We start from the raw sequence: 12,721 nt of genomic DNA, 5'->3' as shown, positions 1-12,721 counted from the left end.
AAAATCTTAGCCATTTCGGCCATAGGACCTACTGCAGTCTGCAAATCCTCTATAGCCTGATCCAGTCCCTCAAAGTCAACCTCTGACATAGCCTTAATTGATTCTGTCAAAGACTCGGAATTTTCTTCCATAAACTGATTCATGTTACTTGCAGCAAGGCTTGCATTTTGCGACATTTCATCAATTCCTTCAAGAGTAGTCTGAGCCTTTTGAACGGTAGTTGTGATTTCGTCAAGCGAACTGTTTGCTTTATCAACAGTTGTTGATACTTTACTCATAGTCTTAAGCATTGCAGGAACCATGATTACTACTGCAACTAAAATAATTACAGTCATTGCAAGCAGTAAATTTGATGTTCGCTTTGCAACCTTTAGCTGCTTTTCTTCAAAATCTCGAATCTGTGTTAGTATCTCATTTTCAGACAACGTGCTCTCATCTACATCAGCCATAACCCTTCTCCCTCCTGATGATTATTTTTTAGATAAAGAAAGTACGTATTACCAATTACATTGTCTCACCCAATTTCACATAAGTAAAGCCTGTTTTAGTACAGAACTCCTGCAAAGCAGATCCAAACACCTTCATATAAGCATCTTCTTTAAACTGTGCCTCACCTGATAAGAATATTATTACACTTCCGCTCTTGATATCCCACTCAATATCAGTCTTTGGCTCAAGTGCAAACAATTCTTTAAAAGAAATACCATAATTCTGCCTGCAATAATCTTCTCTATTTGGAAGATCTTTAGATTCATCTATTATTGCTGCTTTTATAGTATTTAAAACATCACACTCATTAAGCAAAATAAATTCTACTACATTAAGAGAAGTGATCTCATATCCGCCAAGTCTCATATCTTTGACAATGGAATCAAAATCAGCTTCTGTACTTGCAAAAGGATCAATCTTAGAATCGCCGTATCCAAAAACCGCATCATATAACTCTTTGTTCATCTTTACCTCCGTCTTTCAACGCAGAATGAAAAACCTTATTAAATCAGCGTGCATTTTGTATATCGGCTTATATCATTTGAAAATTCAGATATATATTCAAAATAATATTTGCCAAAATTTTGTATACAAAAATCCCTGCACCTTAGGAAATCAACGTGGTACAGGGATTTAATCTACTGTATGATTTTTACTTTTTCGGATTAATTAATTGATACTACTTTATAATCCTTATCTTCCACAGTTTTCTTAAGAACATCATCAGCTACATTGCCTGATAATTCTACTACTGCAGTTCCGTTCTTATGTGAAACATTAGCTATCTCTACACCCTCGATATTCTCAAGAGCTTTTTTTACTGTTGCTTCGCAATGTTCACACATCATGCCTTCAATATTCATTGTCTTTGTCATAATAATATTCTCCTTTTGATTTGTACTTTCTATTTCATCTACCTTAGAATTATTCATTTCAGGCAGAAGTTTCGCGTTTTCATCAATTTTAATCTTATTACTGAGCATCTTATCTTTAGATGGATCATGAATATTTATAAGATTAAGCCTAAGAGCATTCATGCATACTGTAAAGCTTGAAATACTCATTGCCGCTGCTCCAAACATCGGGCTCATGTTAAGTCCAAGCTTGGTATAAGCTCCTGCTGCTAGAGGTATCAATAATATATTATAAATAAATGCCCAAAACAGATTTTCATATATATCAATAAGGGTTCTTCTTGATAAGCGAATAGCTGCAACTACATCACTAAGTCCTGATTTCATAAGAACAATATCCGCTGCATCAATTGCCACATCCGTTCCCGCTCCTATAGCTATACCAATATCAGCTCTTGTGAGGGCTGGCGCATCATTTATTCCGTCACCAACCATGGCAACTTTACCTTTTTTCATGAGCTCTTTTATAACAGCTTCTTTACCATCAGGTAAAACTCCGGCCACAACTTCATTGACACCTACTTCATCGCCTATAACCTTTGCAGTCTTCTCATTGTCACCGGTTACCATTACAACATATATGCCCATATCCTTAAGCTCTTTGATGGCATTCTTGGAATCTTCTTTGATTACATCAGCTACAGCTACGATTCCAAGCATTTCATTTCCTTTGGCAAAGAAAAGAGGCGTTCTACCTTTTTCTGATAATTCATCTGCCTTTTTTATCATATTATCAGGAATATTAGCATATGAACTTACATGTTTCCTGTTTCCGCTTACAACTGTTTCATTGCCAAGGCTTCCTTTAAGTCCGTTTCCGGGGATCTCTTCGAAATTACTTATTTCATGCCCATTTATAGACTTTTCTGTTCCATATTCTACAATTGCCTTTGCCAGAGGATGCTCACTCATCTTTTCAAGAGAATATGCATACTCCATCAGTTCATCTTCAGAAACATTGTCAGCACTTATTATATCTGTAACCTTTGGTTTTCCTTCTGTTATTGTTCCTGTCTTATCAATTGCTACTATCTGAACATGTCCTGTATTTTCTAAAGATGCAGAAGTTTTAAATAAGATACCGTTTCTTGCACCTATTCCGCTTCCAACCATGATTGCAACCGGAGTTGCAAGGCCAAGTGCACACGGGCAACTGACTACAAGTACAGCTATAGCTCTTGTAAGTGCCGTAGCAATCGGGGCTCCAAGTATCATCCAGATCACAAATACGACGAATGCAACAATCAAAACAGCTGGTACGAATATACCTGAGATCTTATCTGCAACTCTCGCTATAGGAGCTTTCGTAGATGCTGCATCAGATACCATCTGAATTATCTGACCAAGTGTTGTATCATCTCCAATCCTTGTCGCTCTACATGTGATAAATCCTGACTGATTAATGGTTGCAGCTGATACTTTATCACCTTCAAACTTATCAACTGGTATTGATTCACCCGTAAGAGCCGCTTCATTGACCGCGCTAGTCCCAGATATAATAACGCCATCTACCGGAATCGCCTCTCCAGGCCTTACTACAAAGCTTTCTCCAATTTCAAGATCATCAATATCAATTGTTATCTCTTTTCCATCTCTTATTACATTTGCTTTTTTGGGAGCAAGTTTTAAAAGACTTTTAAGTGCATCTGTAGTACGACCTTTTGAGATTGCTTCGAGTAATTTTCCTATTGTAATAAGCGTAACTATCATTGCAGCAGATTCAAAATACAGTTCATTCATTAAACCTTTCATTGAATCCATCATTGAATCCATGTCACTTACTTTTTCCATCATAATTGTACTCATTCTTATCAGTGTTACAAAACTATAGGAAAAAGATATTCCGGATCCCATCGCAACAAGCGTATCCATATTAGGTGATCCATGCATAAGAGACTTAAATCCGCTTATAAAAAATTTTTGATTTATAACCATAATAAGCCCGGATAAAAGCATCTCTATTATGCCGATCGTCAACATATTATCTGATATAAAAGCTGGTGCCGGCCATTTCCACATAGAAACACCCATGCTAAAGTACATAAGTACCAGAAGCAAAATAATTGAAACAATCAGCCTCTTTTTGATCACCGGCGATTCTCTGTCGATAAGAGCTTCTTCTTTTTCAGCAATTGCTGCAGATGCTTTTGAAGTCCCTTTGTTTTCACCCATAATGCTTGCACCATAACCGGCATCTTCAACTGCTTTTATAATGCTTGAAGAATCAGCTGATCCTGAAACACTCATTGAGTTTGTCAAAAGAGATACTGAACAGGAGCTTACTCCATCCACGCTATTTACTGCTTTCTCTACGTGCGCCTGACATGCCGCACATGTCATTCCTGTTACAACGTATTTATCCATAACAATCCTTTCTAATACCTGGTCACTTCTATTTCTTAATAAGGATCAGGATTGTTCATTATTATAGTCATTATATCTTTAGTGACTTCACACATATAAATTCGTGACTTTTCTCGCCATTTGATTACCTTGGGCAGTTAATAAAGTGCGAAATTTGAGTTTAGTGATTTTATCTTTAGCGAATTTATATTTACTTTCACTATCTATACTTACGTTTTGTTTATTAGATCATTTTTTGTAAAAGATCTATAAGTTCACCCAGCTTCTCATCTGATCCCTGTCTTACATCATCTTTTACGCAGGTTTTCACATGATTAGCAAGAAGTACCTTGGAAAAGGAGTTAAGAGAGCTTCTTGCTGCCTGAACCTGTGTCAGGACATCAACGCAATATGCATCATTCTCAATCATTCCTCTTATTCCTCTTATCTGGCCTTCTATTCTGCTGAGACGATTTATAAGATCTTTGTACTCTTTTTCTGCTCTTTCTTTGGTCTTGCCAGACATACAGCAGTTCTTAACAGAAGCTTCTGCTTCTTCTATAATTTTCTCCTGCTCTTTATTTTCTTCACAGTGTGGACAGTTTTTCTTAGCCATATCATGCTCTTTCTATAATTTACTCAGATATTTACAGTTTCTTATTAATTATCTTATTTATATTGCTGTTTCCAAATATACCCCTTGGGGGTATTTCTTTATATGATAATATACCCCTTGGGGGTATGTGTCAACATTATTATAAAAAAATCCCACACTCATTTGTCAAGGCAAAGAGTGCAGGATTATCCGCTCCCATCTTCAAATTCTATGATGACGCGAGAACTCTGATTTATGCTTCAGTCCAATAAGGGCCTAAGCCCAATAATACAATTAAACTCTGATTATTATTATTTTGTTTTAGAAAGTAAATACTCTGATATCTTGTAATACCATCTTTAGTAGATATTCAGTTGTTCCTTCTTCAAGTAATACAGATATTTTTTATCAGTCTTAAATGTTAAACTCACAAACGCTTCGCTTTTTGCTCGTTATAAAAATTACTGCTGACGCAGTTCTACGGGTACGGGGCTTATACCCCCGCACCCGAAATCAAGATATTCCCACCACCTAAATGTGATGGGTTATCTTGATCATTTTTATATATAATTATTCATATGTCTCCCAAATATAATCAAACTCATTCATAATTTTGTCCAATAAAATAGCGGCTTGTATTCACTAAAATGAATGCAAACCGCATATCAATGCAGTTTTCAAATGATTCTATATCGAAAATCCAAAGAAATTGCCTTTCGGATGTAATGTTACATTGAAGGAATATTTAGCTTAAACAAATATTATATGATCTTATTCTTTATTCTTTCGGCTTTTTAAAATATCATCCAGGTAATTTGTTTTATTTACTATGCTATTATTTTTCTTTTTATTTTTTGTTTCTCTGTCATTATCAAGATCGTATTTAACTGATGGAATTCTGTTTATAAGATCATAAAATTCATCATCTTTATAATCTTCATTTTCTTTAATGTTTTCATTTTCTTTAATGTTTTCATTTTCTTTAATAATGTATTCTTCTTTATCCTCTTTAGTATTATGTTTTGCAAGGCGTAGTGTTTCGTCGCTCAATATGTTTACATCTGTATTTTTTCTATTATTATCTTTTTCAGAATAACTTTTTCTTACTTTTTGATCATTATCTTTTTCATAATTACTTCCTCTTACTTTTTGATCCTTATCTTTTTCAGAATTACTTCTTTTTACTTTTTTATCCTTATCCTTTTCAGATTCTACATATACTTTTGGTATACTATTAAGGTAATTCTCGTATTCTTCTGTGTAGATGTATTTACCAAGATTTATAAGATGATAATACCTTAAAAGCATAAGTCTGATATAATCCGGACATTTGTTTCTTCCGCTCTTCCATGCCTCAATTGATTTTTCCGGAATACAGAAGCAGTCTCTAAGTCCGCTATTTGATATCTCTGCCTTTTCCATTATATTAAAAAAAGAAGTATTATATGCTTCGTATACTTTTTCCAAAGCAGTATAGAATTCCTCAATACCAATACCACTGTTCTTTTCAAGATATTTAGGATTAAAATACTTGCTTTCATATGCCATACTGCATAGTTCTCTATAAGACTTTGCCTTTGAGGAAGCATCCCACATTGCTGCAAATGATTTATTTGTAATAATCTTTTTTCTATGTTTCACGAAAGTACACCTCGAACATGTTGATTGATTTATTCCCTATTTTACAGGGGTTATTTTTCTTTCCTTTATCTTATTTTACCATATTTCAATACATTTGTAATATATTTAATTATACATGCTTATCCGTAATGTTTCACGAGCTTTTTATTTATCAACTAATACTTCTATCCTTGCAATTTTATTACCTTGGGTAGTTAATATAGGATTTTCGGGTCTCAAAAAACTTATATTAACTGCACAGGATATAAAATTTGAAAGGAACTTAGATTGTTTATAAGTGTGAAGTATAAGTTTATCAAATTGTTAAACTCGCAAACGCCTCGCTTTTTGCTCGTTATAAAATCACTTAGTTACATATTCAATTGCCAAATGATATTCTTTTTCAGCTTACTGACTTATACATCAAAAAACAGCCTCAAAAATCTGCTTTATACAGAATTTCTAAGGCTGTTTTATTCAAATGATAAAACCTGTTACTATGAATTGTTAACTTCTATATCACTTAACTGCATTAATAATATCCATTACAGCTTTACTTATTTCTTTATTCGCTTCAAGTGCCTTTTCTCTACTTGTTTGCTTTGTGTAGAAATAGAATTTAATCTTTGGCTCTGTTCCTGATGGTCTTATTGAAAACCATGTGTCTGATTCTTTAAGGTTTTCATCGTTCTCCTTAAGGAAATATCTAAGAGCATTTGTTCCAGGAATTTTGTTTTCCGGATGTCTGATATCTTCTGAACCATTCAGGTAATCTATAATATTTACTACTTCTCTTCCTGCAATTTCCTTTGGCGGATTGCTTCGAATGTAATCCATCATACGACCAATTCTCTCTGCACCCTCGATTCCTTCAAGAACCATATTAGGTTCATATTCATCATAAAAGCCATACTTTTCATAAAGCTCAGTAAGTACCTGCCAAAGTGTTTTGCCCTGCTTTCTGTAATATGCAGCTGCTTCAGCAACAAGCATACCTGCACTGATACCATCTTTGTCTCTGATATCGATACATGCTGAATATCCTACTGACTCTTCATATCCGAACAAATACTGATATTTATTTTCTTCGAGGAAGGGGATTCTTCCGCATATATTCTTAAATCCGGTAAGAGATTCAAACATCTCCACTCCATATGATTCAGCCATTTTGGTTGTCATTGTTGATGTTACTATTGACTTAACCATTGCTCCATTAGATGGAAGTGTGCCTGCACTCTTATGTCCTTCAAGTATATAATTTACAAGCAAATATCCTGTCTGATTACCATTAAGCGGAATATATTCACCATTATCTGACAGTATCTCTATTGCAAATCTGTCTGAGTCAGGATCTGTAGCCATTAAAAGTTCTGCGCCTATCTTCTTACCAAGCTCTTCTGACATTTTAAATGCTGCAGGAGCTTCAGGATTGGGGTATCCAACTGTGGTAAAATCAGGATCAGGATCCTTTTGTTCATCAACTATCTGCCAATTTGTAAAGCCTCTGTCTTTGAGCATTTGGGTGAAAGGAATACTGCCAGCTCCATTTAAAGGTGTGTATACAAGTGGTATAGAAAGATCAAGCTCATCTTTCCCATGGATTGATAATGATTCAATTTTATCAAGGTATTCTCTGTCATATTCAGGTCCAAGAACAATAATTTTACCTTCACTTACAGCATTATCAAAATCATATTTTTGTACACCATTAAAATAATCCACTTTAAGAATGCATTCTGTCATTCCATCAGCAATTTCCTGGCCTACCTGACATCCATCTTCCCAATAAGCCTTATAGCCATTATATTCTCTGGGATTATGTGATGCAGTAATATTTATTCCTGAAATTGTTCCAAGTCTCCTTACAAGATATGCAAGCTCAGGTGTTGGACGAAGATCAGGAAAAACATATGCCTTTATTCCATTTGCTGCAAGTATTGAAGCTGTATATCTTGAAAACTCTTTTGATTTATGGCGTGGATCATGAGCTATAACTACTCCTTTATTCATAGCTTCCTGTCCGAACTTTTTGATATAATCAGCAATACCCTGTGTTGCTCTTCCTACTGTGTAGAAATTCATTCTATTAGTCCCAACACCTATTTTTCCTCTAAGTCCTGCAGTACCAAATGATAATTCTTTATAAAAACGGTCCTCAATATCTGCCTCAGCACTAGGATCCGTCTTGCTCTTATTAACTACCTCATCAAGTTCTATGTAAAGAGGATCATCTTTGGGGAGTTTTGATAACCATTCTGTGCATCTTTCTTTGTAATTCATGTTTTTTCTCCTTTCGAATGATATTTAACGTAATTATTATCGCACATATATTCTTATTCGGCAAAACCTTGTTATTGCCAGTACATTCTTTAAAGGCCTATAATTAAGTTGCAATATACAGTTCTTTATCCGGAGGTCTTATAGTGAATAAAAAAAAGATTACTCTTTCAATAAAAATACAGTTATCAATTCTAATTTTATCTACTATTTTTATTATAGTTTGTATATTTTCCTCATCTTTTGCAGATTGGTATACCAGCAATATATTTCCTATTTGGATCAATACTTATGGCCGATTTACTAGTCTTTTTCCTTTTTCTTTTGGTGAAAAGCTTATTTTTGTAGGACTTATTCTTTTGGGACTTTTATTAGTTGTTTTCATTTATTTATTGTTTTCACTAATTGTTTTTTTATTTAGAAAAAATAAAGATCGCAAATTTCATATTCCTGTATTTATCCAAAAATATCTAAGGTTCATATCATGGGTTTTGACCATTATATATCTTGTGATGAATCTAAACTGCTTTTCTTTGTATCAGTGTTCACAGATGGATTGCAATCATAGTTATACACTAGAAGAGTTAACTCTTCTAAGGGATCATATTGTAAATAAGCTTAATGCTTACGCAGTTACTTTTGAACGCGATTCATCCGGTAATATCATTTATACCGGTGATATGGAGTCTGAAGCAAAGAAAGCAATGCAAAAGCTTGACGGCCTTTTTGAACGAATGGATGGTTATCAGGTAACTCCTAAAACTCTCGATAATTCTGTCTTTATGAGCCAGCAATATATGCAGGGATATTACTTTCCTTTTTCCATGGAAGCAAATATCAATGGTCTTATGTCTATTTCAAACAAACCTTTTACTATGTGTCATGAGCTTTCTCATACTCGCGGATATATATTCGAGGACGAAGCAAATCTTATAGGTTTTATGGCATGTATAAATTCTGATGATCCATTTTTTCAATATAGCGGCTACATAAGTGTTCTAAATTATGTAAATAACGCTTTTTATAAATCTGTAGATATCGATACTTACAGATCACATGTAGAAGTAAGTGATCTTGTGTGGTACGATGATCAGTTTCTGACAGAAGAAGCCTGGGACTATGTCAATTCCCATTCATTTATATCTACCGAAACAATAAAAAGCGCAGCCGATACTTTCGTCGATACTACGCTTAAGGTTAATGGTGTAGAAGAAGGAAAGCTTAGTTATAACCACGTTGTAGACCTTCTTATCACTTATCATGATTATAATGATTAGCTTATTATCTCACCTTTCAAGGCCAGATATTCAGTAAATAGTTTGCGGGTGTTTTGGATTGTTTCCTGACAAAGGCCTGGAAGCTCACTTCCCCATTCTTTTGTTACTGATTCAACAGCCATATCCATCTTGCTTCTCATATTCTTCATTATATCAGAATTACCACCTGACATAGTCTTTGCAAAATCAAACAATCTCTCAGATGTATGCTTAACGCCCCAATAACCATCTTCCGAAACGTCTGCTTTTGCTCTTGTCTTAGATTCTGAGCCAACAGCAAGATCTCCACTTGAAAGAAGTTTCCAAACACTTGCAGCATTATTCCTTCTATAAGCTTCTAGTTGACCTTTTAAAGAAGCTTCAGATATTTGCTCAAATTGTTCTTCCTTTTGAGCCGCAATTTCATTATTGTTACTTGTATTCTCCGATTCTTTCTTGACTTTTTGTGGTGATTTATATGTGACCTGTTTTGGAATATATGTTGAACCTTCATATACTGCTGCTGGTTCATATGATATTGTTTTATTTTTATTGTTTGTTGCAATATCGTTATTATCACGTGCAGCATTTTTATATTCAGTTGTCAAAAGACTATCTTTCCTTCGCTTATCCCTGCTATATGTTGTGCCTTCATATATTTCATATCCCTTTTCTGTGTATGAAGTCATAGAGCACCCTCCTTGTGCAATTTGGTCTATTGCTTTTACAACTCGTGCCAAAAATGAAGTGCATATGTTTTTTACTTTTGGAAATATATAGAACTTTCTATTATGATATCACATTCTTCCGGCTCTTTCATCTGTTTTTTAAGGGCCACCGTGAACCTTTATGTTATTTTTTTAACAATACGGGTCACCGTGGCCCCTAAAAAGTAAAAATTTTAATAAAAACAGAAAAGTTTTGATATTTTTATAGACAATTATGTTTCATACCAATTTATATATGCTATAATTTGAAAGAATAAAATAAATACATGGGAGAAAAAAATGAGAACAATATCTTTTTACTCTAACAAGGGTGGGGCAACAAGAACTACCAGCGTGTTCAATATTTCAGCGGTTCTCGCGAAAAATTACGGCGCTAAAGTATTAGTAATAGATACCGACCCCCAGGCAAACTTAACAATGAGATATATGTCATACAAAACTCTCGAAAATGGTGGCAGTTATGCCTGGATAGATGGAATCAGCACCATAGAAGATTGCTTTTTAGCACCTCAAAGAATGAGAAAAGCTGTAGTAAAAGATGCTATTCAACAATGTATGTTCCCAACCAAAAACGGCGAAGAGCCTTCATATCATAATATAGATATCATCTGTACTAGGAATAAGGATATGTCAGAAACTACATTGTCAAATGTCGAGCAGACAATAAGTACAGGATCTATAAGCAAAGAAGTACTAAATAAGGTTCTTGCAGAAGTAGGTGACTATGATTACGTTCTTATAGATATGGATTCATCTATAGGGCCTTTGAATCAGATGTCACTTGAATCAAGTGATTATGTAGTAACTCCAGTACATGTAGATCCAAATAGTAAAGATGGTATTCCTTCTTTCAGCACATTCTTTTCCGAAAGAAAGAGTATTAATAATCATCTGGAACATCTTGGTTTCTATAGCGTAAGAGTTAATGGTAATGATTCTTATGCAAAAGAACTTACTGCAGAACTAGAAGGGCTTCTTGGAAGTAATCTTTTTGATACCTATACTAAAGAAGCTTCACAGGCTAACTGGTCACTGGATAATGGAATTCCACTTTGTTGGTATGAACCAGGATGTCAGATAGCCAAGAACTATGTAGCTTTAACTAAAGAAATATTATACAGAATTGAACAGAAAGAGGAGAACTAATGCCAAGACAATCAATGCATGTTAACAGCAACGTAATAGCAGCCAAATATCAGCAGAAAGATTCTCAAAGTCTTAACATAGCACTCGATAAACTCGTAGAAAACAAGGAAAACGAAGAATTATTCGGTGGTGTAGATGAAGAATCAATTCAAAACCTCGCAAATGGAATCAAAAAAGATGGTTTCAGAGGTGTAATAAATGTTTGGGATAAGCGTGACGGAACATATGAAATATATTCCGGTCACAGAAGAGTACGCGCGCTGAAAATGATTGGTTATAATAAGCTCATCCCTTGCGTAGTAAGCCCATACCCGGAAAAAGAAACAGACAGGCAGAGACTTCTACTTGCTTTCAATATTCATTCTCGTGGAAGTATATATGCAGCTGCCAGTGGTAAAAGTATATATATTACAAGACAGATAAATCTTTTAAAAAGTATCCTTAAAAAGGAAGGCTTTACAGGAAATGTATTAAACGAAATAGCAAGTGAATTTGGTACTTCAGTAACAACCGTAAAAAGATATATGCGTCTTAATGATTGCACACAGGCTGTAATAGATGCAGAATCAGATGGAATAATTCCCCTTTCAATTGCTTCCACAATGAGTACATTATCAGAATCTACTCAGGATGAAACAATAAAGATGATCAAAGAAGCAATTGATAATGGAAGAGAATTTTCCAGAAACGAACTGACGGAATTTATTAAAAATATAAAAAATGACAGCACAAATGAAAATCTGGAAAATATGAGAAATGAGCTTCTTGGAGAGATCGCGTTTGTAAATCTTTTTGGAGATCAGGAAATAGAAGAAGATATCATAGAAGAAGAAACAGAACATGTAAAAAAATCAAAGCCAGCTAAAACAAAAGTAGTAAAATCCTACTATGATAAATACGAAGCTTCATTTACTAAATTTGAAAAGAACATCTCCAAGATCACTGATGAGAATGAAAGGCTTGCACTTAAGGATCATCTGACAAGAATACTAAAGCTATTAAAATAATATTATTCATAAGTATATTTAAGATATACAAATATATAACATATGCATACACAATTATTATAAAAAATAATTATAAAAAGATCGCTGGAGACTATATCAGCGATCTTTTTGTTTTATTAAAAAAAATATAATGCTATTTAATACATAAAGAACACTTCATAAATACTACACTAAAACTTCGTACATAGAGATTAGTTCTTTACTTGCAATTTGATTTCCTTAGACATTTAACAAATGATATTTTTGACTTAACCATAATTTATTAACTGCCAAGTTATCAAATATGCATAGATCATAGGTGTTTACAAAATGGGAAGTATGAGTAATATATCCAATGAATAAATCT

The 12,721-nt window shown here is 34.1% G+C and carries 10 protein-coding genes; 3 read left to right on the top strand and 7 right to left on the bottom strand.

What is annotated here, in order from left to right:
• The 6 genes from K6G87_RS10105 to K6G87_RS10080 form a co-directional block, all read right to left on the bottom strand.
• Positions 1 to 449: hypothetical protein (locus K6G87_RS10105; protein ID WP_296836592.1), on the bottom strand; the 449-nt coding region annotated here is incomplete at its 3' end.
• Positions 450 to 504: 55 nt separating this feature from the next.
• Positions 505 to 954, bottom strand: a complete 450-nt coding sequence (locus K6G87_RS10100; protein ID WP_296836589.1) for a hypothetical protein — start codon at positions 952 to 954, stop codon at positions 505 to 507.
• A gap of 200 nt (positions 955 to 1,154) precedes the next feature.
• Positions 1,155 to 3,767 carry a heavy metal translocating P-type ATPase gene (locus K6G87_RS10095; RefSeq protein ID WP_296836586.1) on the bottom strand — a complete coding sequence of 871 codons (2,613 nt, stop codon included), beginning with the start codon at positions 3,765 to 3,767 and terminating at the stop codon, positions 1,155 to 1,157.
• 223 nt (positions 3,768 to 3,990) lie between these two features.
• Positions 3,991 to 4,272, bottom strand: coding sequence for a metal-sensing transcriptional repressor (locus tag K6G87_RS10090; RefSeq protein WP_296836596.1), 282 nt, complete (start codon positions 4,270 to 4,272; stop codon positions 3,991 to 3,993).
• 840 nt (positions 4,273 to 5,112) lie between these two features.
• A complete protein-coding gene (locus K6G87_RS10085; protein WP_296836584.1) occupies positions 5,113 to 5,982 on the bottom strand; it encodes a hypothetical protein in 870 nt (289 codons plus the stop codon).
• A 498-nt stretch (positions 5,983 to 6,480) separates the two neighbouring features.
• Complete coding sequence (locus K6G87_RS10080) at positions 6,481 to 8,241, bottom strand: phospho-sugar mutase (protein ID WP_296836582.1); 1,761 nt, start codon at positions 8,239 to 8,241, stop codon at positions 6,481 to 6,483.
• A gap of 143 nt (positions 8,242 to 8,384) precedes the next feature.
• Between K6G87_RS10080 and K6G87_RS10075 the strand changes: the two genes are divergently transcribed.
• The gene (locus K6G87_RS10075) at positions 8,385 to 9,515 is read left to right on the top strand and encodes a DUF3810 domain-containing protein (protein ID WP_296836580.1); all 1,131 of its coding nucleotides are present in this window, start codon (positions 8,385 to 8,387) and stop codon (positions 9,513 to 9,515) included.
• Here the strand turns inward: K6G87_RS10075 and K6G87_RS10070 are convergent.
• Positions 9,512 to 10,183, bottom strand: coding sequence for a hypothetical protein (locus tag K6G87_RS10070; RefSeq protein ID WP_296836579.1), 672 nt, complete (start codon positions 10,181 to 10,183; stop codon positions 9,512 to 9,514). The genes K6G87_RS10075 and K6G87_RS10070 overlap by 4 nt on opposite strands.
• Positions 10,184 to 10,501: 318 nt before the next feature.
• Here K6G87_RS10070 and K6G87_RS10065 point away from each other — a divergent pair, with 318 nt between their 5' ends.
• Positions 10,502 to 11,368 (top strand): ParA family protein, encoded by an 867-nt coding sequence (locus tag K6G87_RS10065; protein ID WP_296836578.1) that lies wholly within the window; start codon positions 10,502 to 10,504, stop codon positions 11,366 to 11,368.
• Positions 11,368 to 12,375 (top strand): ParB/RepB/Spo0J family partition protein, encoded by a 1,008-nt coding sequence (locus tag K6G87_RS10060; protein WP_296836576.1) that lies wholly within the window; start codon positions 11,368 to 11,370, stop codon positions 12,373 to 12,375. Before K6G87_RS10065 ends, K6G87_RS10060 begins: the two co-directional genes overlap by 1 nt.
• Positions 12,376 to 12,721: the final 346 nt, after the last annotated feature.

This window comes from Butyrivibrio sp., assembly GCF_024699075.1.
This window is presented reverse-complemented; position numbering and strand designations above follow the sequence as displayed.

Bases quoted from the DNA above. Each gene is read 5' to 3' on its own strand.
- K6G87_RS10100 (WP_296836589.1), bottom strand. From the start codon at position 954: ATGAACAAAGAGTTATATGATGCGGTTTTTGGATACGGCGATTCTAAG.
- K6G87_RS10095 (WP_296836586.1), bottom strand. From the start codon at position 3,767: ATGGATAAATACGTTGTAACAGGAATGACATGTGCGGCATGTCAGGCG.
- K6G87_RS10090 (WP_296836596.1), bottom strand. From the start codon at position 4,272: ATGTCTGGCAAGACCAAAGAAAGAGCAGAAAAAGAGTACAAAGATCTT.
- K6G87_RS10080 (WP_296836582.1), bottom strand. From the start codon at position 8,241: ATGAATTACAAAGAAAGATGCACAGAATGGTTATCAAAACTCCCCAAA.
- K6G87_RS10070 (WP_296836579.1), bottom strand. From the start codon at position 10,183: ATGACTTCATACACAGAAAAGGGATATGAAATATATGAAGGCACAACA.
- K6G87_RS10065 (WP_296836578.1), top strand. From the start codon at position 10,502: ATGAGAACAATATCTTTTTACTCTAACAAGGGTGGGGCAACAAGAACT.
- K6G87_RS10060 (WP_296836576.1), top strand. From the start codon at position 11,368: ATGCCAAGACAATCAATGCATGTTAACAGCAACGTAATAGCAGCCAAA.